Source organism: Nesterenkonia lacusekhoensis (assembly GCF_017876395.1).
GTDB lineage: Bacteria > Actinomycetota > Actinomycetes > Actinomycetales > Micrococcaceae > Nesterenkonia > Nesterenkonia lacusekhoensis.
In genome coordinates, this window is sequence record NZ_JAGINX010000001.1 from 1,645,151 (window position 1) to 1,670,029 (window position 24,879).

Annotated in this window: 16 protein-coding genes and 1 pseudogene; 4 read left to right on the forward strand and 13 right to left on the reverse strand. The window is 63.0% G+C overall.

Annotated elements, in window-relative coordinates:
* Nucleotides 1-4: 4 nt before the first annotated feature.
* Nucleotides 5-925, reverse strand: a complete 921-nt coding sequence (ku, locus tag JOF45_RS07790) for a non-homologous end joining protein Ku (RefSeq protein WP_210048902.1) — start codon at nt 923-925, stop codon at nt 5-7.
* A gap of 133 nt (nt 926-1,058) precedes the next feature.
* On the opposite strand from ku, the gene JOF45_RS07795 reads away from it, so the two are divergent.
* Nucleotides 1,059-1,853: an alpha/beta fold hydrolase gene (locus JOF45_RS07795; RefSeq protein WP_210048904.1), complete on the forward strand. Its 795-nt coding sequence runs from the start codon at nt 1,059-1,061 to the stop codon at nt 1,851-1,853.
* Between the two features lie 32 nt (nt 1,854-1,885).
* Here JOF45_RS07795 and JOF45_RS07800 read toward each other — a convergent pair whose 3' ends face one another.
* The gene (locus JOF45_RS07800) at nt 1,886-2,326 is read right to left on the reverse strand and encodes a hypothetical protein (protein WP_210048906.1); all 441 of its coding nucleotides are present in this window, start codon (nt 2,324-2,326) and stop codon (nt 1,886-1,888) included.
* Between the two features lie 246 nt (nt 2,327-2,572).
* Between JOF45_RS07800 and JOF45_RS07805 the strand changes: the two genes are divergently transcribed.
* Both JOF45_RS07805 and JOF45_RS13305 read left to right on the forward strand, forming a co-directional pair.
* Nucleotides 2,573-3,684, forward strand: a protein-coding gene (locus tag JOF45_RS07805; protein ID WP_210051256.1) for an IS3 family transposase whose coding sequence is annotated in 2 segments (ribosomal slippage) — nt 2,573-2,843 and nt 2,843-3,684 — 1,113 coding nt in all. Because the reading frame shifts where the segments join, the coding sequence is not laid out codon by codon here.
* A 237-nt stretch (nt 3,685-3,921) separates the two neighbouring features.
* A pseudogene (locus JOF45_RS13305) lies at nt 3,922-6,264 on the forward strand (ATP-dependent DNA ligase); the annotation flags it as partial.
* A gap of 11 nt (nt 6,265-6,275) precedes the next feature.
* Here the strand turns inward: JOF45_RS13305 and JOF45_RS07810 are convergent.
* From JOF45_RS07810 to JOF45_RS07850, 9 genes are all read right to left on the reverse strand, one after another.
* Nucleotides 6,276-7,205, reverse strand: a complete 930-nt coding sequence (locus JOF45_RS07810; RefSeq protein ID WP_152744531.1) for an IS3 family transposase — start codon at nt 7,203-7,205, stop codon at nt 6,276-6,278.
* A 17-nt stretch (nt 7,206-7,222) separates the two neighbouring features.
* Nucleotides 7,223-7,540, reverse strand: coding sequence for a transposase (locus JOF45_RS07815; RefSeq protein ID WP_010080477.1), 318 nt, complete (start codon nt 7,538-7,540; stop codon nt 7,223-7,225).
* 175 nt (nt 7,541-7,715) lie between these two features.
* Nucleotides 7,716-10,229, reverse strand: a complete 2,514-nt coding sequence (locus JOF45_RS07820) for an N-6 DNA methylase (RefSeq protein ID WP_210048908.1) — start codon at nt 10,227-10,229, stop codon at nt 7,716-7,718.
* 128 nt (nt 10,230-10,357) lie between these two features.
* Nucleotides 10,358-13,474 carry a type I restriction endonuclease subunit R gene (locus JOF45_RS07825; protein WP_210048910.1) on the reverse strand — a complete coding sequence of 1,039 codons (3,117 nt, stop codon included), beginning with the start codon at nt 13,472-13,474 and terminating at the stop codon, nt 10,358-10,360.
* Nucleotides 13,471-14,781, reverse strand: a complete 1,311-nt coding sequence (locus JOF45_RS07830; RefSeq protein WP_210048911.1) for a restriction endonuclease subunit S domain-containing protein — start codon at nt 14,779-14,781, stop codon at nt 13,471-13,473. The genes JOF45_RS07825 and JOF45_RS07830 overlap by 4 nt, the downstream gene beginning before the upstream one ends.
* A complete protein-coding gene (locus JOF45_RS07835) occupies nt 14,778-16,748 on the reverse strand; it encodes a type I restriction-modification system subunit M (RefSeq protein WP_210048912.1) in 1,971 nt (656 codons plus the stop codon). Before JOF45_RS07835 ends, JOF45_RS07830 begins: the two co-directional genes overlap by 4 nt.
* A 313-nt stretch (nt 16,749-17,061) precedes the next feature.
* On the reverse strand, nt 17,062-18,153 hold the full coding sequence (locus JOF45_RS07840; RefSeq protein WP_210048913.1) for an McrC family protein: 1,092 nt from the start codon (nt 18,151-18,153) through the stop codon (nt 17,062-17,064).
* 115 nt (nt 18,154-18,268) lie between these two features.
* Nucleotides 18,269-20,386, reverse strand: coding sequence for an AAA family ATPase (locus JOF45_RS07845; RefSeq protein WP_210048914.1), 2,118 nt, complete (start codon nt 20,384-20,386; stop codon nt 18,269-18,271).
* 122 nt (nt 20,387-20,508) lie between these two features.
* Nucleotides 20,509-21,567 (reverse strand): PPK2 family polyphosphate kinase, encoded by a 1,059-nt coding sequence (locus JOF45_RS07850; RefSeq protein ID WP_210048915.1) that lies wholly within the window; start codon nt 21,565-21,567, stop codon nt 20,509-20,511.
* A 236-nt stretch (nt 21,568-21,803) separates the two neighbouring features.
* Here JOF45_RS07850 and JOF45_RS07855 point away from each other — a divergent pair, with 236 nt between their 5' ends.
* Nucleotides 21,804-22,286 carry a TspO/MBR family protein gene (locus tag JOF45_RS07855; RefSeq protein ID WP_342591436.1) on the forward strand — a complete coding sequence of 161 codons (483 nt, stop codon included), beginning with the start codon at nt 21,804-21,806 and terminating at the stop codon, nt 22,284-22,286.
* A gap of 74 nt (nt 22,287-22,360) precedes the next feature.
* Here JOF45_RS07855 and JOF45_RS07860 read toward each other — a convergent pair whose 3' ends face one another.
* Together JOF45_RS07860 and JOF45_RS07865 are read right to left on the reverse strand one after the other, a co-directional pair.
* Nucleotides 22,361-23,896 (reverse strand): TIGR01777 family oxidoreductase, encoded by a 1,536-nt coding sequence (locus JOF45_RS07860; protein ID WP_210048916.1) that lies wholly within the window; start codon nt 23,894-23,896, stop codon nt 22,361-22,363.
* Nucleotides 23,897-24,062: 166 nt separating this feature from the next.
* Complete coding sequence (locus JOF45_RS07865; protein ID WP_342591437.1) at nt 24,063-24,701, reverse strand: trimeric intracellular cation channel family protein; 639 nt, start codon at nt 24,699-24,701, stop codon at nt 24,063-24,065.
* Between the last annotated feature and the right edge of the window lie 178 nt (nt 24,702-24,879).

Consider the following 24,879-nt stretch of genomic DNA (forward strand, 5'->3'; position numbering starts at 1 on the left):
CGGGTCAGCTGGCTTTCTTCTGTCTGGAGCCGCCGGACTTCTGAGAACTTCCGGACTTTCCGGAGCCGCTGGACTTCTTGGAACTCCCCGATTTCGAGCCCTCGGACATGGAGCCGCCGGACTTCCCTGAGCCCCCGCTGCCCTTCTTCCGCCGATCGTCCACGGACTTCTTCAGCGCCTCCATGAGGTCGACGACGTTGCCCTCGCCTTCGTCCTCCTCCGGGTCACCGAAGGTGGCCTCAGTGTCGATCTCCTCGCCGTGTTCGAGCTTCTCGTCGATGAGCTCCTGGAGCTGCTCCTGGTATTCGTCGGTGAAACGCTCAGGCTCAAAGTCTTCCGAATAGGACTCCACCAGGGAGGCCGCCATCTCCAGCTCCTTCTTGGTGACCTTGGACTGGGGGATGTCGAAGTCGGCGTCGCGCATCTCATCAGCCCAGCGCATGGTCTGCAGGATGATGACGTCGTCGCGGACCCGCAGGGCGGCCAGCCGGGTGCGTGAGCGCAGCGTGAACTTCACGACGGCGACGCGCTCGGCGTCCTCGAGCGTTCGGCGCAGCAGCACATAGGATTTCGCGGACTTTCCGGCCGGCTCCAAGAAGTAGGCCTTGTCCAGGACCAGGCTGTCGATCTGGTCCTCGGGCACGAACTGCTCGACGGCGATCTCTTTGGACTCATCCGCCGGCAGCTCCTCCATTTCGTCTTTGGTGATGACCACCGTGGATTCGCCGTCGTCATAGGCGCGGTCGATGTTTTTGAAGTCGATCTTCTTCTCACAGACCTCACAGCGGCGCTGATAGCGGATGCGTCCGCCGTCGGCGTCGTGGACCTGATGGAGGCTGACATCGTGGCTCTGCGTGGCCGAGTACAGCTTGACCGGCACGCTGACCAACCCGAAGGACACTTCCCCTGACCAGATAGCTCGCATGGGCCTATCCAAACATCCAGCGCGTAGAGTGGCGAGGGCGCATGACCTAGTCCGGCTCAGCACATCTGCAGCGCGGGCGCGGCACAACCTCAGCACTGGCGCAGCACACGACAGCACAGCAGGAAGGCTCGTGATGACCGACCGTTCGTTCTCCCTCAGCACTCAGACTCTCGGCGACGCCGGCCAGACGGTGGTCTTCCTGCACGGGCTCTTCGGGCAGGGGAAGAACTTCACCCAGATCGCCAAGGGGCTGCAGCCTGAGTTCCGCTCGGTGCTGGTGGACCTGCCCAATCACGGGGCCTCGGACTGGACGGAGACGTTCAGCTACATCGAGCAGGCTGACCTGGTGGCCGAGCAGCTGCGTTCCGGAGCTGCGGCTGAGGAGCCGGTACATCTGGTGGGGCATTCGATGGGCGGCAAGGTCGCCATGTGCCTGGCGCTGCGGCACCCGGAGCTGATCCGCAGCCTGGTGATCGTGGACATCTCCCCGGTGAAGCGAGCGGATATGGATGAGTTCGACCACCTGCTCGGTCACCTGCGCCAACTGGACCTGGAGCAGCTGGGCTCACGCCGCGACGCCGACGCACAGCTGCGCGAGCCCATCCCGGAGGACATGGTGCGCGGGTTCCTGCTGCAGAGCCTGGAGAGCGGGGCCGAGGGCCTCGCCTGGAAGTCCAACCTGGACCTGCTGCACGAGAGCCTGGACGAGATCGGCGACTTCCCCGAGTTCAGCGAGGAGCAGTACGAGGGCCCGGTGCTGTGGATCGCCGGAGCGAAGTCCGACTACGTGGAAGAACGCGCCGAGCCGGTGATGCGCGAGCTGTTCCCGCGGGTCTTCCAGACCACCGTCAAGAATGCCGGCCACTGGGTGCACGCCGAGCAGCCGCAGGTGTTCACTGAGGTGTTGCGGCGGTTCCTGAAGAGCTGAGTATCAACTAGCGGAGAACAACGCAGAGCGAGCTATTCCGAGCGTCGGTCCTCGAACTGAATATTCAGTCCATTACTCGGATGGTAGGTCCAGGAGGCTTCAAAGTCTCCCCACGAAGTAGACCGGGTTCCGTCCAATGCGCGTGTTCGGGAGATATCGCTGAGCACGTGTTCCGGAACAGCGATCCGGTCGAGGGCGCACTCGTAGATTCGAGCCCTCTCAGAGATCCCTTCGACAACAGCCTCGTAGGTTTCGTCGCCCAAATATGACCGATCCGACGGCTGGACATAGACATTCTCAGCAACCAGCACGTCATACTCCGAGTCGTAGCTAAGAACGTTTCCGTGCTCTTCACCCTCGGCGCAGTCTTCATAAGCCAGCCGCAGGAGAGATGTCTCCTCCTGGTCTAACTGTGCTTCCGCCGAATCGGAACAACCAGCCGTAGCTGCCAGGACTAGCGCGGCGAAGAACACCCATGATGTCCTCAATTTCATTCCCCTCCTGAGCTTGGGACTAATTAGATCCCCAACTCGCATCCCTTGCGACGATTGATAGCTAGTTCGTTTCAACGCCTAGTAAACGCATGGCTCGTAAACCGCCGACGGCGAAAAGCTCCTCAAGGCAGAACGCACTTAGTGGCATGACCCCCTAATTTCGGTCCACGAGTTATGAGAGTCGCACTAGCGCCCGACGCTCCGGGCAGGAAAACTGGTGTGACCATGACAAGCAAGAGAAGACGCCATACCCCGGAACAGATCATCCGGAAGCTCCAAGACGCTGAGAAGCTCCAGGCAGAAGGCCACGACGTCGCCGCCACCGCCCGCGAACTGGGAGTCACCGAGGCCACCTACTACCGGTGGAAGAACCAATACGGCGGGCTCAAAGCCGAAGACGCCAAACGGCTGAAGGAACTTCAGAAGCAAAACGACCGGCTCAAGAAGCTCCTGGCCGAGGCGGAGCTGGAGAAGGCCGCGCTGAAGGAGCTGGCGGAGGGAAACTTCTAAGCCCGGACCGGCGCCGAGCAGCTGCGCGACACCTGATGGCCACCATGGGCATCAGTGAACGCAGAGCCACCGCGCTGGCCGGGCTTGCCCGATCCGCCTTCCGCCGGGCACTGAAGTCTGAGAACGCTGGTGATCCTGATGCTGGGCTGCGGGCCTGGCTACGGGCTTATGCAAAGGACCACCCGCGCTGGGGCTACCGGCGGGCCTATCATGATGCCCGAGCCGAGGGCTGGGCGGTCAACCATAAGAAGGTCCAGCGGCTCTGGCGTGAAGAGGGCCTGCGGGTTCCGGTGAGACGTCGACGCAAACGCGTGGGGTCCTCCACCGCGGAAGCCCCGCAGGCGGACGCGCCGAATGTGGTGTGGGCGGTGGACTTCCAATTCGACGCCGATGAGACGGGCCGGGCGATCAAGATCGCCTCGATCGTCGATGAGCACACTCGCGAATGCCTGGGCGGGATCGTGGCCCGCAGCATCACCGGTGATGACCTCACCGCCCACCTCGACGCTATCGCCGCTGACCGGGGGCTTCCAGAGGTCCTACGGTGTGACAACGGCCCGGAGCTGATCTGCCACGCGATGGCCGACTGGGCCGGGGAGGTCACGGGGATCCACTACATCCCGCCGGGTGCGCCGTGGCGCAATGGGTACGTGGAGTCCTTCAACAGCAGGATCCGGGATGAGTGCCTGAACATCACCAGCTTCTGGTCTTTGACCCATGCTCGGGTGATCATCACGGATTGGAAGAAGGAATACAACACCATCCGGCGCCACTCAGCGCTCGGGTACCGCAGCCCGGCTGAGTATGCTGAAATCTGTACCCATTGAAGAAACCGCGGCCCGCATAACGCGTGGACCTACTTCCGGGGGCAACCCATTAGCCCCATTGCGCGAGCTCCTCTCCCTATGCGAGCACATTCAAGAACTACCGAGCAGAATCTTAGCTCCCCTGGGAGCCGCGCCGACCCCATCTCGGGCTTTATGTCGAACATGTCAAAGTGAGCTGACATGGGAGGAAACGCTCCAACTCTTTCCAAGCGCCCCACCTCGTGCTTCACTGCCCCTATGGCCCCACAGCAGACGGTCACTATCTCCGGGAAGAAGCTGAAGCTCACCAACTTGGACAAGGTGCTCTTCCCTGTCTCAGACACCACGAAGGCTGAGGTCATCGAGTACCTCCAGACGGTGGCGCCAGTCATGCTTCCCCATGTCCTCGGCCGTCCGGTCACGCGCAAACGCTGGCCCGACGGCGTGGGCACTGCCGATGAGCCCAACGACGCCTTCTTCCGGAAGAACCTCGAGGACTCCGCTCCCCGGTGGGTCCATCGCCTGGCGCTGCAGCACTCCGATCATGTGAACACCTATCCGGTGGCCACCTCCGAGGCCGAGCTGGCGTGGTTCGGGCAGGTCGCAGCCCTGGAGCTGCACGTGCCGCAGTGGCGGTTTGACGGGGAACCCAAACAGGCAGGCAAGAAGGACCCCTCCCCTACCGAGCGCCGCAATCCCGACCGGCTGGTCCTGGACCTGGACCCAGGCCCCGGCACGGGACTGTCCGAATGCGCACAGGTGGCCCGCTGGTGCCGAGAGATCCTGAATGCCATGGGCCTGCCGTCCGTCCCGGTGACCTCCGGCTCGAAGGGCGTGCACCTCTACGCCGCGCTGGACGGCTCCTACACCTCAGAGCAGGTCTCCGATGTCGCGAAGGAGTTGGCGACCTCTCTGGAGAAGGATCACCCGAACGAGGTGATCAGCTCCATGAAGAAGTCCCAGCGCAAGGGCAAGGTCTTCATCGATTGGTCGCAGAACCACTGGAACAAGACCACCGTCGCCCCCTACTCGCTGCGCGGGCGCCCGGGCTCCTCGGACGGCCCCTATGTGGCCGCGCCGCGCACCTGGGAGGAGCTAGAAGACCCTGATCTGGGGCACCTGGACTTCCGGCAGGTCATGGAGCGGGTAGCCCAGGGCACGGATCCCTTGCAGGACTTCGGAGCATCGGTCTTCCAAACCGACGGCGCCGAGGACCGACTCACCACCTACCGCTCCATGCGCGACGCCGGCAAGACACCGGAACCTGTCCCCACGGGCTCCCCCGCTGCCCGCAGCGAGGACCCCATCTTCGTGATCCAGGAGCACCATGCCCGCCGCCTGCATTTCGACACTCGGCTGGAGCGCGACGGCGTCCTGGTCTCCTGGGCAGTGCCGAAGGCTCCTCCGCTGAAGCAGGGCACCCAGCGGTTGGCTGTCCAGACCGAGGACCATCCGCTCGAATACGCCGAGTTCGAGGGCACCATCCCCAAGGGCGAGTACGGCGGCGGCGAGGTCACCATCTGGGACTCCGGCACCGTGGACATCGAGAAGTGGGAAGAGTCCAAGGTGGTCTTCACCCTCCACGGACAGCCCGACGGCGGCCTGGGCGGCAAACCTCGCCGCTACGCCCTGGTGAAGACTGGCGAGGAGGATAAGCAGTGGCTGATCCGGCTCATGAAGAAGCAACCGGAGGCGAAGCGTTCCAAGACGAGTCGAAAAACCGCCTCACCGCAGGATCAACCCCTGCAGCTCCCCTCCCCTATGCTCGCCACACTCGGCAGCCCCTCAGACATCCGCGGAACAGGGTGGACCTTCGAGGGCAAATGGGACGGTTACCGCATGCTGGCCAAGGTCGACGCCGACGGCGTCTCCCTGCGCAGCCGCAACGGCAAAGACCTGACCGCGGCCTTCCCGGAACTCACCGAGCTGGCAGACCTGGTCCCCGCAGGGACCATCCTGGACGGGGAGGTCGTCGCACTGAACTCGAACAGCCGTCCGGATTTCGGCCTGCTGCAGAAGCGTGGCCGCCTGACCAAGAAGCGGGAGATCGAACAGGCCGCGAAGAAGACGCCCGTCCACTACATGCTCTTTGACGTGCTGCACACCGCTGAGCAGGGCGATCTGACGCAGGAGCCCTATGCCGAGCGTCGACGTCTCCTCATGGACCTAGTCAGCGAGGGCCAGCATGTTCAGGCTCCAGGCGACCTGGGAGACTCCCTTGATGAGGCCATGGAGGTCAGCGAGGAGCTGAAGCTGGAAGGGATCCTGTGCAAGCGCACCGACAGCACCTACGCCGCCGGTCGTAGGTCTGAGGACTGGGTGAAGATCAAGCACGAGAACCATGCCGACGTCACCATCATCGGCTGGCGCCAGGGCAAGGGCAGCCGCAAGAACACCTTCGGCTCCCTTTTGCTCGCGCTTCCCGACGACGACGGTGCGCTCCACTACGCCGGCCGGGTCGGCACCGGCTTCAGCGATGCTGCCTTGAACGACCTCAGAACTCAGCTCGAGAAGCTGGTACGCAAGACTCCCCCAGTGAATGACGTCCCCGACGAAGATGCCGCAGATGCCACGTGGGTGACCCCGAAGCTTCAGGCCGAGGTTGTCCCGCGTCAAGTAGTTGGCAGGATTTCCTTGGTTTTGAATGTCGGGGTGGTGGGGTCGGCCAGGCCCAGGTGCACCTCCTTGGGCCGGTTCCATGAGATGGCCTCGTGGGGCCGGAGCTCGTTGTACTCGATCCGGTAGTCCTCGGCCCGCTCGGCGAGCACGATCGCGTCGTCGATCTCGTCCAGGTAGAGCCGTTCGTACTTCAGCGTGCCGAAGCCGCGTTCACGGGACCCGTTCTGCCCCGGGGTCTTCACTCGGGTGCGCACGTGGTGTAGCTCGGGGTGGGCGGCGATGAAGGACTCGAAGCGGAAGGACCGGAACGGCCCGCCGTTGTCCGTCACGATGGTCACCACGGGCAACAGCTCACCGGTCTCGGGATCGACCGGGCAGGCCTCGACCAGCGGGTGACCGAACATGGCCTCGTAGTCGGCCAGGGCCAACTCGATCGCGTCGATCGCGTCGTGCTGGTTCCCGGTGGGCGAAACGTGGAAGGGGTGCTCGTACTTGGACCAGTAGTCCCGGCACCCGGCCAGCCGCCAGGTCCCTCCGGTGGTGGTCTCGAACTCGCTGAAGTCCAGCTGCCAGACTTGGTTCGGGCCTGAGGGCTCGGTGGCGAACGCGGCCTTGCGCCGCTCGGCCAGCTTCCGTCGCTCCCGTTGGTACTGCGCGGGCAGAATCAGCCCCTCGTCGCGCAGGATTCGCAGCACGGTCGCCTCGGAAACCACATGCCCGTCGTGGCGGACCATTGCCCAGATCTTCCGATGCCCCCACGCCGGATGGGCCAGCGCGTGCTTGACCACCAGTTCCCTGGCAGCCTGCCGTCCCGGTTGCGGCCACGGTCCCTTCACCGCCGTCCCGGTGCGGGCCTTGGCCTGCCAGCGGCGCCAGGTCCGCTCGGGCATGTCGAAGAGCTGGCAGAACCTCGCGGTCGACATGCCCGCTTCCACGCGGATCACCTCGAGGTCCTCGAAGGGCCCAGCCGGCCCTCCGCGGACTTCTTCCACACCCTGGCTTCCAGGTGTGCCTCGCCCAAGGCCTGGGTCAGCTCGGCGACCTCGGCCTCCAGCTGTTCCTCTCGGGAGGATGGTCCGGACCTGCCGGCCACCAGGGCGGTCTTGCCGGCTTCCAGGAACTCGGCCTTCCACCGTCCGATGGACTGCTCACTGACTTTCTCCTTGCGTGCCGCTTCGGCGATGGACATCTCGCCGGCCAGCACGCTCAGCACTATCCGGGTCTTCTTCTCCGCCGGAATCGAGGGTGGTCTACCCATGACTGACTCTCCTTCAGGACCTACATAACGGCCCTGCCACTAAGTCTGACGCGCGACAAGGTGAAGCACTCAGGCCTCACTCGCGACCACCGTTTACGACACCCCACCTGGCGGACGGCGAGGTTAGGAAGGACTCCCCTATGACCATGCAGGCCCTCGGCGATTGCAGTCACCCCTATTGCTGAGCAAGCGCTCCAAACTGATCGCGGAATGCCTCCACGTCGTCCACTATTTCGCCATCCGGACCGTGCTGATAACTCACCATCCGGACATTCGAACCCTCAGTCCGGTTATAGAAATACGTCGTGAACTGAGCACTCCTCGGCGCCGAGCGTAGTTGGACGAAATGCGCCAGTGGTAACGGTGACTCTGACCCATCACGGATGAGGTAGAGATCACCGTGTATCATCGGATCGCCGACGGCGAATTCCTGCGTGACAAAAGGAGACCGCGTTCCAATAACGACTTCTGCCTCCTGCAGATATCCGTCACGACCTCGCTTGCTGCGTCCTGCCCTGACCAGGCGCAGTTTCATCCAAACGTCTCCTATAATAGTTTTGAGGTCCTTGAGGTCATTGATAAGTTCGGTAACACGACGCTCTTTCTCTTCAGGTGGAGCAAAACCGCCGTGGCCGTCCCAAACATTCCGCTTGTGGTTCACATCATTGAACTTTCGAATCACTTCTGGAGAAGTAAGCCGCTCGATTCCATCCCGAGACAGACCGGCGAATGCTCGAAAGACCCGGGCCTCGTCGTCCACGTCATCGGCACCCAAGACTCTTCGCAACTCGCGCGCGACCTTCTCCGCAATGATGACCCAAGTTTTGAACGAGGCTCTTTCAATCCCAAGACCGTTCTTGTGAAAGGTCCTCCGGATAGAATCCTCAATCTCCTGGCTAAGAGACGCATCGGTTCGACAAGCCGACAAAAGGACGGTCGCATGGAACGCGGCCATCCCTTCCCAGGCATGGAAGTATGCCTCTTGCTGGTCTCCCATGGGAGCGACAGTCACCGCGGTCCACAGAGCTGAAGCGACTGGGTACGGAAGTTGATCGAGCCACGCCTCCAGAGAATCGTCGAATGCTCGCTCGAAGCGGTCAACGATGTCTGCTGCGCTTTCAGGTTTTGCCCAGATATTGGCCAACTCCGAATCCAACTCAGATTGGAAGTATCGGAGTCGCTTATCAGCAGAGGCGATCCCCTTTTGGACGCAGAGGGGAGGGACAGGAACAGTCAGTTCCTCTGCCCACTTCGTAAGAGAACGCCCGTCCGACCTGACAGCCTTAACAAACGCGCCCTTCCCTGCGGCGTCTATCGCGAGACGTCGGCTGATCATCCCCTCTGGTGTATTGAGCCACGCCGCAAGGAACGTCGAGTCCAGTCGGTCAGCGTCGATGGCGACCGAAATTACGCGCCCTTCAACCCCTACGGCAGGTGCGCCCACCGCCGAGCGCCCTCGTCCTGTAGGCACGAACACTCGGTGAGCTTGTGCCTCCCCATCAGCGTCTGCCACCTCTGGCGCGGCTTCCAAGAAGCCGCTCAGACGCCGACGTGGCCACGCTCGGGACTCCAGGCCCTTATGAAGTTCTCGAGCTTCACGCGCGAAGAACCGACTGGGGTCCAAGTCAAGGAGCTCTTCAGGCACACCAGTAAGAGACACACCGGCTCCCTCACCATAGCGAGCTTCCAGGAGCTCGTCATCAACCGAAGTATCGCCATATGTGGTGAGCTTCCACGAAAGCTCCTTGCCATGACTGGTCGCCCTTGACGCCCAGACATCCCGGCGAATGAGCTGTCGAAGGGTAATGAGGCGAGCCCTCGGACCAGATTTTCGCGTCTTCAGTCCGAATACCAGTTCACGAAACGCCTCCGCCGACATCGACCGTCGAGGGCCCCACTTCGAGAACATCGCTTGAAGGTCAGCGACAAGCACCTTGTCACGGCGGACGTCCTGAGGTCTGTTCGAGAAGGTCAGCAAGTAAAGTGGAAGCGCCGTGTTCGGCGCCAGCCCGTCAGGAAGCCTAGTTACAGATTCGAGCAGCCCTTCCTCGAGAATCCGCTTACGAACCGCCGCGGACGACCCGCCTGAGCTCAGTGCGCCAGGATCCACCAACGCGGCGACCCGTCCACCACCTTCGTCAGGTGAACGCAGCTTAGCCAGGGCCAACGATATGAACAGCCACGAAGAATCCCCCCTATTTGGCAACCCGTATGGGAAAGCTCCCTTATCATGGCGTGGTTGAACAACCGAGGGGTCCCAGCGCAATCCCCAGGGAGCATCGACGATGGCAAGGTCCGCAGCGTATCCCTCAAACGCATCGGTTTGGAGCGAATCCACCGCGACTATCTCCGCATCCGCGAGGCCCTCGAAGCGCTTCTGACTTGCTTCTACCGCCATGGAACTGATGTCTTGACCGCGGAATCGCACGTTGGTACCTGTGGACGTCAGCGCGCCCACAAGCAACGCGCCGGCGTAGCCAGTCCCAGCTGCTGGGTCCCAGACGTGAACGGGTGACGAAACTTCTCCCAAACGGCTAAGGAGGCTCACGCCGAGGGCCCGGGCCAACGACAGACTAGTCGTATGTTGTTCGACGAGAGGGTCCTTCGGATGGGAGAAGACTGGCTCAGACCGTTCATCGGAGAGCAAATAGTCAATCGCCCCATCGTGCGGCCAATTCCGTTTAGCCATACCCCTACTTCTTCCTCTCCGCAGGTACCCCAACCTCGGGATGATCTTGTGACGTCGCCCTCTCTGAGCAGCAGGCCCGCGACGGGCCATGGCAGAGACCGGACCTCCCTCTCAGCACGACCCCTCCGTCAAGACGCAAGGCGCTCGTAGAGGCCCATGTCCATGAAGAACTCGGCCTGCTGGGCAGGAGTCATGGACCGGAGCTTCTCCACGATCTGCGACTTATTGGATTCATAGCGCCAGATGGTGTCCTCCGCGACCGTCCGGAGCGTCGGTGAATGCCCAAAGTCCACACGAGTGTTGGTCTGCCGTTGGCGCTTGAGACGCTCGTCTTCCGCAGCCTTCTCCACAAGAAACTCCATCTCGGAGACCTTGTCCTCATCTGTGATGTCCAGACCGCCGAAGTACTTATTGACCTTCTCCAGGATCTCCTCCCAGGAGCCTCTGTCGTCACGGTTGACTCTGGCGATGCCTGCTTCGGTCACGCCTCGCAGACCTTCTCCTCCACCTGCAGCCGAGAGATCCTCCTGCCGAATCTTCTCCAGCTTGTAGTGGGTCAGGACGATGTCGTCGAGGTCCACCCAGTCCGGGTCGGTGTCGTCCTCGGTGAACACGGTCAGCTTCCGCTGGAGCTTCTCAGCATAGGCGGCGAGCTTCTCGTAGAACTCGTCCCCGTAATGCAGGATCTGGCTGAAGAAGTCGTAGGTCTTCGCGTACTGGCCGAGAGTCTGTCGGAACTCCTTGAGGGTCTCCAGCTCGGAGTTGTCCTCCGTGGACTGGAAGGTCTCCACGGCCTGCCGCCAGCGGTGCTGGTATCGGTCGACCGCGGGACCGATTGCACTGTTGATCTGTGCGTGGGCGGTTTTCTGCCCCTTAGGGTCGCGCCATGCTTCCCAGAAGCGGTCTACTTCAGCACGGGTGAAGATGCGCTCGTTCTCGAGCTTGATCATCAGATCCGCCACCAAGTCGGGGTCCGACTCCTGCACCAGGGACGCGTCCTCGTAGTACTCCTGGAACGCTGCCTGCACCCGAGCCGAGTTCTCCTCGATGAAGTCGACGATGAACGTCTTCTCTTTGCCCTTGGCCTGGCGGTTCAGCCTGGACAGTGTCTGCACTGCGGAGATGCCGGAGAGCTTCTTGTCCACGTACATGCCCACCAGCAACGGCTCGTCGAAACCCGTCTGGTACTTGTTCGCGACGATCAGCACGTGCTGATCCCTCTGCCGGAAGACGTCTGCCAGGTCGCGTCCCAGGAGCTCCGGGTTCTCGGAGGTCTCCGTCACCTGCGGGGCATCGCCACCGGCGATTGGCTCCACATCCGGGTCATCGACTTCCCCGGAGAATGCCACAAGAGACTTCAGATTCAGGTTCCGGTCCGCCACTGCGCGCTGGAACGCACGGTGGTACCTCACCGCGGCTGCGCGTGAAGAGGTCACCACCATTGCCTTGGCACGGCCTCCGAGCTCGGGCTGCACCACACGGGTGAAGTGCTCGATGATCTCGTGCACCTTCGACGCCACATTCGTGGGGTGCAGCTCCACCGTGCCGATGATGGCGCGAGTCGAGCGCCGGATATCTATCTCTTCACCACCGGAGTCGCTGCGCCGCGCAATGCGAGCAGCCACTGCGTAGGAGGTGTAGTTCTTCAGGACGTCCAGGATGAAGTCCTCCTGGATGGCCTGCTTCATCGAGTACAGGTCGAAAGGCTTGGGCTCCTCACCTTCGGAGGGCCGGCGCCCAAAGACCTCAAGCGTCTTGGCTTTAGGCGTGGCGGTGAATGCGAAGTAGCTGATGCGCTTGTCTTCATCTACCCGCGCGGCCATGGCATTGAGGGCATCCTGATCTGCCCCACCTTCATCGAGGCCATCGCCTGCTGCCTCCTCGTTGTTGTAGAGGAGCTCCTTGAGAGCATTGGCGGCGGCACCGCTCTGTGATGAGTGCGCCTCATCCGCGATAACGGCAAACCGCTTGCCGCTGAGTGCGCCGCCTTCTTCCCGCATCTTCTGGAGAGCATGCGGGAAGGTCTGCAGGGTGAGTCCAACGATGGGCACCCCTGCGGCGAAGGCCTCGAGCAGCTGGGCCGTCTTCGATCCCTCACTTCCGCTGACGATGGGCTGGAACTTGCCAGAAGCATTGGTCAGCTGGTCAACGGCATCCTGAAGCTGGCGGTCCAGAACCTGTCGGTCGGAGATCACGATGACCGAGTCAAAGACCTTGTTGCCATCTGCGGTCTGCAGGTCGGCGAGGCGATGAGCGGTCCAGGCAATGGAGTCGGTCTTTCCCGAACCAGCGGAATGCTGGATGAGGTACTTGTGGCCGGGCCCTTCCGTCGTTGCCGCCTCAGTCAATCGAGTCACGGCCCGCCACTGATGGTAGCGGGGGAAGCGAATCTGCCGACGGGTCTCTACCTTGCCGGTAAGCGGGTCAGCGCGGTTCTCGTGGTTGACGTAGATGAACTTGGAGATGAGGTTGAGCCAGGTGTCCCGCTCTAGGATCTCTTCCCAGAAGTAGCTGGTGCGGTGCTTCCCCGGAATGGGGGCGTTCCCGGCCCCGTTGTCGTGGCCTCGGTCGAAAGGCAGGAAGAACGTGTCCTCACCCTGCAGAGCTGTAGTCATGACGATGTTCTCGTCGGTGAGGCCGAAGTGAACCAGAGCACCCCGGAAGGGTGTCAGCAGAGGCTCCCCTGCCGGGTGCCGATCCTTCCGGTACTGCTTCTTCACCTCTTTGAGGCTCTGACTGAAAGTCGTCTTGGTCTCGACAGTGGCGACGGGGATCCCGTTGAGGAAGAGAACCAGATCAATCCGGTTGCTGTGCCGCGTGGAATACACGACTTCGCGGACCACACGAAGCCGATTCTGAGCAAAACGCTGTGTGGCGTCGGGATTCAGGTCCGTAGAGACCGGTGGCTGCATCAACTGGAACCGACGAGCACCGGGAACGGTGACGCCGTTCCGCAGGACGCTGAGCGTTCCACCGCCCTGGTCCTCGCTGAGCGCAAGAGTCTTGGCGACACGGTCCAAGATGCGATTCTGGCCCTTCTCACGTGCGGCACCGTCGCCACCGGTTGGCACGATGCGGCCGTAGTTCGCGGGATCAGAGTCAGCCAGCCACCCGAGGAGGTCCTCAGGGAAGAGGGCACGTTCCTTGTCGTACCCCGTCGAGTTCGCTGAAACGAGCCACCCATGGGCTTCCAGGTAGTCTGCGATCTCCCGCTGGAACGTGTCCTCGTGGTGGATCTGACTCACTTCGCCTCCTGACCTTCGCTCCCAAGCTGTCCTGCTCCACGCTCACGGTCCACCTCAAGCTGGCCCGTCACAGTAGCTGAGATCAGTGCGGACTTTCGTTCCCTGGCCAATTCGAGCGCTACCTGAGCATCCTTGGTAAGACGGTCAAGTGACTCCCTCTCAGCCTCGATCTGCGCTGCGATTTTTCGCTGTTGATCGAAAGGAGGCAGGTACACGCGCTCGTCGAGGTACATCCCCATATCGAGATTTTGGATCCCGGTGGATTGCTTGACGGACCGGCTAGTCACCCCTGAGAGGTAAAGACTCTTATGGAGGTAAAGCGCGTAGAGACTATCCACCCAGTTCGGCGTTACGATTCGGGCGGTGAAGTTGGAGTACATCTCTTCTCCCTCGCCCTCATAGAGCACCACGTTACCCACCGGAGAAGAAGGGCCTCCACCTGACTTCTCGATAAGAAGATCACCGTGCCGGAGCCCTTCGCGTTGAACAACGTCCGTCGCGTAAGAGCGATCGGTAGCGCTCCGACTGTGGATTCGACCGTGCTTCTTGTCGAAATCTGCGACACGGATGCAACGCACAGTTTGATCGTCTTCTGAGGGATCTGCACCCCAGGCGCCGTTCTTATGCGAGAGCACAGACGCTTTAAGGCGCTCTTCCGACCACGCGGCAGGCGCCTGCGGCCACGTTTCGAGTCCTGTCTCCCGAAGCTCCTCTTGGGAACCCCCACGCTGGATCTGCTCGATGAGGCTTGATTTCCAGTGCTCATCAATCAGTCGCATCATCTGCTCCTGGTCCGCGATGAAGGCGTCGATTTCGGCGGTCTCGTGGTCGAGGTAGTCGGCGATCGCGCGCTGAACGTCGAGCGGAAACCGCTCGACGGGAATCACTCGCATATCGGCGAACGAAATACGAGAGGTACGCACTCCCTGCCCGCCCCCAGCGCCGATGCCACGCTCACGCCTAACCATCTCACTAATGAACCAAGATGACTTCATGAGATACTTGATGAATCGTGGATCCGCGCCGTCGTTGACGCGCAACGCCTCATAGTCCGGTGTAACGAGACCGGGCTCGCACGCGATTCCCACGGCGCCCGCCCGGACACTCATTCGATTCAATACGATGTCATCGGTCTCTACCAGCTTGTAGTTCTCCAGTGACTCAGCTCGTGGCTCACCGTCGTGCAGTTCACTAAAACGTACAACACCGTGCGTTTGCGAGACCGACAGCAGAGGCCGGTAGTCTGCTTTTCCACCAGCCCGTTTATCCAACCGTGTGACCAATCGGCCGAAGGGGATAGTCATCATGCCTTCACCTGCTCGAGGCGGGTGCGGATACGGCCAAGGACTTCGTCGAGGTCGCGGTCGATCTCTTCGAGGGGCCGCGGCGGCACGTACTCATAGAAGTGCCGGGTGAAGGGGATCTCCACTCCCACCTTGGTCTTGGACTCGTCGATCCACGCGTCAGGGACGAAAGGCTTGACCTCGCGCTCAAGGTACTCGTGGATATCCACGTCCCATGGCACGTTCTCGGTGTCGCGCAGTGCGGTGTTCGGTTCGGGAGAGCCGCCACGCTTGGTGACCAGCTCGCCGTCGTCGTCGTGCTCGGAGAGCTCCTGCATCAGAGCTTTCAATTGAGCAGGGGTCAGCTTCACTGATGCCGCATCGAGCCTGGACTTCAGGTCCTTCTGGAAGGCATCACGGCTGAGAGACACCGTCGAGGACTCCTGGGAGGCCTCCTCCAACAGTTTCTGAAGGTCCTCGCGGACCGGCTCGTCCAGCTTGGCGACTGCCTTCGACGAGAGCGCACGTTCGACCCGCTCCGCAGTGAAGGCGTAGTTCAGACGCAGCGGACGCTCCACCGTGATGGTCCGGTAGAAGAAGTCCTCGTTTTTGAAGATCTTGGAGTGCTTCGACTCGGTGAACTCGCTGTACAGCTGTGCCACCCGGCGGATGTCTTCTTGAGAGAGCATCTTCCGCTTGGAGCCCACCGACTTCCGCATCTTAGTGAACATCTCCGTGGCGTCGATCAGCTGGACCTTGCCCCGGCGGTTCTCCGGCTTCTCCTTGTTCAGCAGCCACACATACGTGGAGATGCCGGTGTTGTAGAACATGTCCGTGGGCAGGCCAACGATGGCCTCCAGATAGTCGTTCTCCAGGACCCACTTGCGGATATTTGACTCGCCCGAACCGGCGCCACCGGTGAACAGCGGAGATCCGTTCAGGACGATCGCTCCCCGGCCACCCACGTTGTTGGCCTCCGTGCCGGGCTCACGCAGCTTATGGATCAGGTGCATCAGGAAGAGCAGCGAGCCATCCGAGACGCGGGGCAGACCCGGGCCGAACCGGCCGGCGTAACCCTGCACCTGGTGCTCGGTCTCCACGATGCGCTTGTTCTGCTTCCAGTCCACACCGAAGGGCGGATTGGAGAGCCCGTAGTGGAAAGTGCGGTGAGAGAAGGCGGGATCCGTGAGGGTATTTCCCAGGACGATGTTGTCGATCCCCTGCCCTTTGGTGACCATGTCCGCCTTGCAGATGGCGTAGGACTCTGGGTTGATCTCCTGGCCGAGCAGGTTGACCTCTGCGTGTGGGTTCAGCTTGCGGATCTTCTCCTCCGCCACGGAGAGCATGCCACCTGTGCCGGCGGTGGGGTCATAGACGTCCCTGACGACTCCTGGGGTGTGGAGGTTCTCCTCATCGGCCACGAGGAGCGTGACCATCAGTTCGATGACCTCACGCGGGGTGAAGTGCTCACCCGCGGTCTCATTGGAGGCCTCCGCGAAGCGGCGGATGAGCTCCTCGAAGATGTGGCCCATCTGCTCGTTGCTGACCCGCTCCGGGTGGAGGTCCGCCTGGGCGAAGTGCTTCAGCAGGTCGAAGAGAAGATCGTGGCGAGCGAGGTCCAGGATGGTGTCCTCGAACTTGTACTGCTCAAATATGTCCCGGACGTTCTCCGAGAAGCCCTGGACGTAGGCGCGGAGGTTCTCCTCCAGGTTGTAGGTGTCTCCGCGCAGAGTGTGCAGCGTGTGGCGAGACCGGTTGAAGAAGCTGTACTGATGATCCGCCTTGTTGCGGAGAAGACCCAGCGGCGGCTCGGTGTCCTGGTCGTAGGCTTCTGCGGCCTCCAGGACAGCCTGCTTGGTGGGTGCCAGGACTGCATCGAGACGTGCGAGAACGGTGAATGGGAGGATGATCTCCCCGTACTGGTGCTGCTTATAGGTGTTGCGCAGGATGTCCGCTGCAGACCAGATGAACTGGGCGTGGTTGAAGGTCACCGTTGAGCTCTCATGGGGTGGTTTGATCGGGTGCTTACTTCGCCACTTTATCCAAGATCTGTGACATGGGGCCCTGCATCACATATATGAAGCTCAGCAACCGGAACCCCATTGAATATTAAGGGTGCGGTTCCTCAACACTCGGAACGAGGCACCGCACCCTGTACCGCGCAGCGCCGTAGACGCTACTCGCCGTAACAGCACGAAGCTACCAGCCCTCACGCGAATGAACGACGGTCGCGCTGATGTACATGAATAACTTCCTTTCGAGAACACGTCCTCCCGAATGGGCAGGGTGGCTCGCTGAGGAAGTTCATGCCGCCACCACATGCGGCGGGATCTCCGTGGCCAGCCTTCGCACAGAGGCGAGAATATCGTCAGGAGCGCCGCTGAGGTCCACGGTATGGGCGAGGATGCACTTGCCTGCCGAGGCAATGCGGTACTCCGCTGGGGCCACTTCGCCAGAAACATAGATCAGGTGAGCCGCTTCTAGGCCAGCTGAGAGGGCATAGGCCAAAGCCTGGTACACGTCCGCGTTCGGAGGCGAGCCAGCCTCGGCGTTCCAGACCTTGTACTTCAGGTCCGCGATCCCCAGCGCCTGATCTCCCCTGCGGATCACGAGATCCGGGCGTAGCCTCACGTTCTTCGCCTCGTCCAGCGCGAAAGAGCGATCCTGCGTGGAGACCGTCAACCCTCGCGGTTCTAGCTCGCGGCTCAGCACCCGGTGCACGAAACGTTCGAACAGCCCGGGCATGCTGATCAGGAAGCTCGCGCCCTCCGTGCTCCCTTCCCGGTGCGCCCAGGAGGTCGCCTCGATCACCAACCGCGCCAGCATCAGCGCGAAACCGTAATGCCGGTTCAGGCGAGTCAGCGGCACTTCAGGCGCCTCACGCCCTTGCCATGGCGTGACTTCCTCAAAGGCGGTGAGCTGGCCCCGGAGACGCCTTCTCAGGTCATCCGTGACCCCAGGAGCTCTCATCAGCAGGCGGACAGCCGCCAGCAGTACCTGGTTCTCCACGATGTCCGGAGTGAACCGGCTGACCGTCAGTTCCAACGGTAGCGGGATGCCCGGCCGAGTGCGGATCTGTCGCGGGATGTCCCAGCGACCGCGGACCACGTGTCCAGTTTCCTCCACGGTGCGGTAACCACTCAGCGGGCCGCCTCTCGTGCACGACTCCACAGCCCGGACGAAGGCTTCAGCGAGCGCACTCGGCAGCCCCTCCTGCGCCTGGTACTGGACAGCGTGTCCGAGGGGAACCTGCTCCTCCGCGTAGGAGGCCAGAAACAGGATGTTCTCCAGCGGGGTCTTCGGCTCGATATCGATACGCAGGCCGGGAAGCGATGCCGCACCGATATGCGTGACGTCCCCGATCCGCCACACTCCCGGGCTGACTCCCGGCGTCACTGAGCAGAATCTCAGACGCTGGATCGCTGCGGCCTGAGCTCCAGTCAGCTCTACCTCGGTCCAGCCTCGCTCGGAGACGCGGATTGTCCGGGCACGCCCAGTCGCGGCCGACATCTCAGTCCTGCGCAGTCTGGACCGCACGTTTCAGGGCATCCAGCCCGAATCTGGCATGCACGTCCACCTCCGTGCCCAGATAGCGTTCCTCCAACAGCGGCAAGATGCTCTCGTTCCAGACAGCAGTGAGCAGTTCATCAGTGAAGGGTTCCCGCTGCAGCAGATGGCTGGGGCCGATCTTGTCATCCCGCTCGGCGATCTGCCGGTTCAGCTGGTCGAAAAGCTCCGTGATCGGCAACTCCTGCGGGTGCTGGGCGATGAATCGGTCCAGAATTCCCTGCAGAGGTGCCACATCCGGGTGCAGCTCGAAGAAGGAGAAGCGCCTTCGCATCGCCGAATCCAACAGAGCGATGGACCGGTCGGCGGTGTTCATGGTGCCGATGATCAAAACATTCGGGGGCAGGGAGAACTGGTTGCCCCTGTCCTCTCCGGAGCCGGCGTAGAGCACCTCGATGGGATCGTCCCGGTACTCCAAGAGATAGTACAACTCTCCGAACACCGAGGAGAGGTTGGCCCGGTTAATCTCATCGATCAGGAGGATATGAGGTACTTCCGGGTTGGCTCGTGCTTCCTCTGCGATCTTGCGAAGCGGGCCCTCGGTCAGCTCGAAGACCAGCTGGCCGGAGGCCTCTGCGCGAGGCCGGTATCCCGCAAAGAAATCCTCATAAGTGTAGGAGGGGTGGAACTGGATGCGGGAGACTCTGCTTCCCTTGCCTTTCAGCACTTCTGCGAACTGCCGGGCCGCATAGGTCTTGCCTGTGCCGGGAGGACCGTAGAAGATCACCTGGCCACGGCGATGCAGAGCGCTGGCCACGCGGCGCACCCATGCGGGGTCAAAGGTCAGTCGCTCCCCCAAGGCCTCAACGTCGATGGATTCCGGGGCGAAGCCACGCGGGTCAAGGTCCGAGGCCTCAGGCGCGGCGTCTTCCTCCAGCGTCTCAACCTCCTCAGGTTCCGCGGCAGACTCCCCTTTCCAACGGGAAGCCAGTTCGCCCTTGTAGTAGTCCACCGGGGCCCCGGCCTTCTGCTGCAGGGAGAGGGTGATATTCAGGAGGTCCTCGTCGAGGTCCTCCCCCGGCACGCCGCCGATCTCACCGATGAAAGTCTCCACCAACTTGGTCCGGACGTCGGAGGCGACGACAGGCCCGAAATGCTCCGGATGCACCAGGTACAGCAGCGAATTCCTCTGGGTAGGGAACCCCTTCCCCTCGACCGTGTAGACGAACTGCTTCCAAGCCTTCGGGTCCGTCAGCAGCTCCTCCTGAGCCCCCTGCTCACGCTGCGTCCAGTCGTCCAGCATGTTCAGAATCAGCGTCACCGCCAAGTCGATGCGCGACAACATGGACTGCCCCGGATGGTACGAGCCCTTCACGAAGGCCTCTGAGAAGATCCGCGGGATCTCCACTGGGTGCGCCATCAGGCCGAGAATCCTGGAGACCCGCTCCATCTTCCGTGCATGGCCCACCCCGATGATAGGCAGGACCTGTACCGTCACCACCTCTGCCATGAGGAGCTTCTCGTCATCAGAGGCATCAGCGAGCTGGTCGGTCAGCTTCTCCAGGAAGTCTCGGTCGCTCCTGTCCTGGGTGTTGGCCCATCGGCTACGTAGCGAAGAGACCGTCTGACGAGTCCACAGCGACCGTCCCGGGCTGAAGATCGATTCCCCGTTCTTCAGTCCCTGCTCGATCACCCGTTCCTGGGCCTCAACGACTCGACGCTCAGCGTTGGTCTTCGGGAGCCAGGCCTGACCCAGCCTCTCCTGAATCTGCTCCTCACGAAGCGATCTCAGCTCCGCGTATCGCCGGCGCGACTCTGCGGCCAGCTGCTCGCCCGAGAACTGCTCCAGTGCGGCCGCGCCCTCTTCAGTGATCGCCCACAGCCCGTCCGCTTTCGACAGCCATCCAGCGTTCGCCAGCGCCGTGCTCGACCAGCGCCAGCTGTTCTCTCCGCGGGCCTGCGTCGTGGAGGTCAGAGACTCCTGTTCCCATTCCGAAAGTGGGACGGCTTCTACGACCTCATGCCACAGATCATTCAGGGGCACCCATGTGTCCGCCCCATGGCGTCGGAGGATCTCCAGAGTGGCGCGAGCACGCTGATCCTTGTGGCTGATCTTCTCCATCGAGGGTCCCCCTCAGGACGTTCGGTACGACTCGGTAGCGCTGTGGCGCACTCTATCTCACCAGGTCAGGCGCATTCGGCCGGCTGCGCCGCACCCAGAAGGTGACCCAGCCGGACAGAGGTTCAGGCCTTCTTCAACCGCTTCCGCGCCTGATCGACGTCATAGCTCGCCGCGGGCCAGTGCAGGTTCAGGTCCGCCAACCCTGCGATGAGCAGCTCCTGGACCGCCAGGCGTGAGTACCACTTACGGTCCGCGCCGATGACATGCCAGGGCGCGTAGTCGGCGTCGGTGGCTTCCAGCAGGCCGTTGTAGATGGTCTGGTAGGTCCCGAACTCCTCGCGAGCGTCCACGTCCGAGGGGTCGAACTTCCAGTGCTTCTCCTCGCGGTCCAGCCGCGAGAGCAGCCGCTCCAGCTGCTCCTCCGGGGAGATGTGCAGCATCACCTTGATGATCACAAAGCCACGGCGGACCAGCTCACGCTCAAAGATCTGCAGCGACTCCACCCGGTCAGCCAGCTTCTGCTCACTCACGCTGCCCTGCACCGTGGGAACCAACACATCCTCATAATGGGACCGGTCGAAGACACCCACATGCCCAGGCGTGGGCAGCCGGCGGATGATGCGCTGCAGGTAGTGCTCACGGGACTCCTCCCGGGTGGGCTTGCCGAAGGCGGCCACGTCCACACCCAGCGGATCCATCGCGCCCACCACGGACTTCACCATGCCACCCTTGCCGGAGGCGTCCATCCCCTGCAGCACCAGCAGCAGCCGCGGCCCACGCTCCAGCTTCTGCAGAGCATCCTCCACCTCCGGGGAGAACAGCTCTTCGCGCCGCTGATTCTCCGTGGGAGTACGCCGCGGGGCCCGTGCGGCCAGCGCCTTGACGACTTCCCGCTGCTCCTGATCCGGGGCCGCCCTCACATGGGCCCACATCAGCTCCTGCAGATCAGCCAGAGTCTCACCACGCTGGTGCAAGATCTTCTTCCCCTCGGCCTTCTTGCCGTCAAACCCCGCGCGGCGCCTGGTGGGAACCGCAGCAAGATCCAGCGGCCGCTCATACTGGCTCACACGCCAGAGGCTGCGCGGGTCGGCGTCGAAGGGGTTGTTCTTCCTCGCCTGCGGCCCGGGTACGCCGGTGAGCGTCACATCCAACGGGGCGGGCACGGACTGTTCCTGAGACATCTGAGGGGCTCCTTCGCTCATCGGCTGCGCCGCACATCCCCATGTTTACCAGACCAGCAGCCGGCCACCCCTCGGCACGGCGCTGACCAGGCGCTACGGTGGGAACCTCCGAGGAGGTCGATATGCAGGAAGCCGACAGCACCAACCGCCCGACATCCGCGTCCAGCACGTCCCCGTCCGCTCCGTCTCGGTCCGCAGCGCGCCGCTCTACCGCTTCCCGCCGTGACTCCCCGCTGGTGCAGATCATCGTCCTGGCCCTCATGGTGGCCATCCCGCTGGTGATCAGTTTTCTGGGCAGCCAGGCCACCCAGCCCCACACCGACGGCTGGTACGAGCAGGCCGACAAAGCACCTTGGAATCCGCCGGACTGGCTGTTCGGGCCGGTGTGGATCGTCCTCTACATCGGGATGGGCCTCGCCGCCTGGCTGGTCTGGCGGGAACGCCACCGGGCCCGCGTGACCACTCCCCTGGTGCTCTACTTCGTCCAGCTGGCGGTCAACGGCACCTGGACTCCGCTGTTCTTCGCCGCCTATCCCAGCTGGGGCGACGCCGCCCTGTGGGCAGCACTGGGTGTGATCATCACGCTGATCATCCTGGTGATCCTGACCGCACGCGCCTTCTGGCCCATCAGCCGGACCGCCGCAGTCATCCTGCTCCCCTACCTGGCGTGGATCCTCTACGCGTCCACCCTGAACGGGTACATCGCGGTGGCCAACTGAGCCGACCAACCTGCCGGGCCCCCGCCGGACCCCTGAGCCTCAGTGTGTTGCGGCCGGTGCCCGGCCGGACCGGTTCATCTCCCAAGGACGTGACGCAGCGCAGCTGCCAACGTGGTGTGGCGGAATCCGTAGCCGGTGCTGCGGGCATGCTCAGCACTGGCGCGCTGATCGGCCATAGCCAATTCTCTGGCGCCCTGCCGGCCGAGCAGCAGTGTGGGGCCGAAGGCAGGCACGGGAATGGCCGAGGGCCGGTGCAGAACATCGCCCAGCGTCCTGGCGTACTCGCCGGCGATCACCGGTTCAGGCGCCACCCCGTTGACCGGGCCCTCCACCGATGGCTCGAGAGCCGCGTGGACGATCAGCGACGCGATGTCATCGATGCTGATCCAGCTCTGCCACTGGTCATCACCGAGCGGGCCACCCATCCCGACGGCGAACAGCGGCAGCATCTGCTGCAGAACCCCTCCGGCCGGCGACTGCACGATGCCGGTGCGGACGGTGGCCACGCGCACTCCGGCCCGGTGCGCCGGGGCTGTGGCCTGTTCCCATTCCCGGCAGACGTCGGCCAGAAAGTCGGTGCCGGCGGGCAGGTCCTCTGTCAGCAGCTGTTGCTGATGAGTCCGGTCCGCCGGCCTGGCACCGTAGAACCCTACCGCTGACCCGCTGACCAGCACGCGCCCGCGGCTGTCCAGGGATTCAGCATGCGCCAGCGCCCGTGCGATGAGATCCGTGCCCTGGACACGGGACGATCTGACCTGGTGCTTATGCTTGTCAGTGAACCGTCCCGCCAGCGGGTGACCGGCCAGATGGATGACAGCGTCGACGTCGGCGAAGTCGTCCGGGTCCAGCTCCTGCGCGGCAGGGTCCCACTCGATGACGCGCTGATCCTGCGCGCCTGCAGAGGACTGCACGCCTGCAGAAGAGCCACGGACCATCGGGCGGACCTCGATCCCCGCGCCACCCAGCAGCGCACATACCTGCCTGCCGACCAGCCCTGAGGCGCCGCTGACCGCTGCCACACGCACCGGCGGCACCAGCTGCGCACCAGCGGCTGAGCCGGATGAGACCAGTGTGCCGTGGCTCTGGTGGAAGGCCAGCTCTTCCACGGTCTGGCGTGCACGGTAGTCGAAGATCCGGCGCAGCTCGGCCTCGAACCGCGAGGTCACTGCGGCTGAGACCGCTGACGGCGTCCGCCGCGGAAGCGGAAGCTCATAGTGGACCTGCTCGGACAGTAGCGTCCCATCGCCCTCATCGGAGAACTGGCGCTCGTGGAACCACTGGGCGGCCGGCCCCGAGACCATATCGTCGGAGAAGCCCCGCCCGGGCGAGAAGTCCGTATGCCGGGCATGCCAGGTCAGTTGGGTGCGCAGCGGCACGCTGAGCTGTGATCCGATCAGACCTGAGAGTGCCGTCAGGCTGGTCCCCCAGATTCCTGGCAGGTTGATGCCCAATGTGGACCGGGAATCCTCTTCAAGACCGTGAGAGGGCTCCTGCTTCACCTCTCCGGCGAACGGCGGATGAAGCCGGACCAGCGCCCCAGGACGGGAGTACCAGGCGAAGACATCCTCTCGGGAGAACGGGAGGTGGGACTGGTGTTCGAAGACCGGCATGAGAGACTCCTGATTCCTATCCCGGCGGGCCCGAGGACCCGTGGGCGTCATACCCTGACAGCGACGACGGCATCGGGCCTGAAGGATGCTCACCAGGCCCGCGGCTTCTCAGCCACGTCTTCTCCACGAGTCTAGGTGACCGGTGGGTTCAGCGGGGAAGATCCTGCTACCGGATAGTGCCGGGCCGGAACACGGCCAGTGGCACACGCCAACGGAACTTCAGCGCCAGGAACCTGATCACGAATATTCCAGCCGCAATGCCCACCGCGGCGAAGGCGTTGAAGATGCCGAGCTCCAATGCCGTCGTGGTCGCGGCCGCGCCCAGGAACGCCGGTGCTGCGTAGACGCCGTCGGGATTGAAGATCTGTGGCACCTCATTGGCCACCACATCGCGCAGCGCACCGCCACCCACCGCAGTGGTCGCGCCCAACAGCACGCAGGCCACCGGGTTCAGCCCCGTCTCATAGGCGATGAAGGAACCCATCACGCAGAACAGGGAGAGCCCGACGGCGTCGAAGGCCAGCAGGGTGCGGCGCAGCCTGTCCTCCCGGATCAGCCGCAGGAAGACCAGCAGAGCCGCCAGGGCCACCGGGATCAGGTACAGCGGGGCGCCGAACGCGGTGGGGACACCCTGGGCGAGCATCACGTCACGGATCACACCACCCCCCCCCAGTCCGGCCAGGCTGGCCAGCAGCAGGGACCCGACGATGTCGAACCCCTTCTTCACCGCCAGCAGCGCCCCGGAGACGGCAAAGGCGAAGGTCCCCACCAGTTCCAGGGCGAGCACCATCGTCTCAACTGACACGAGTAAGACCCCTCACAGCTCACAGCAGATACACGGACGCTCTATTGTAAGAGGAGGCGCACCCGAGAGAAGGACCCGCTATGCGTTCCCTCTGGCTCGACACACACCCGATCACCCTGCCCACCCCCGCTGCGGGGGAGCCCGGACGGTTCACGTCCGGCACCCACTACGACGCCGT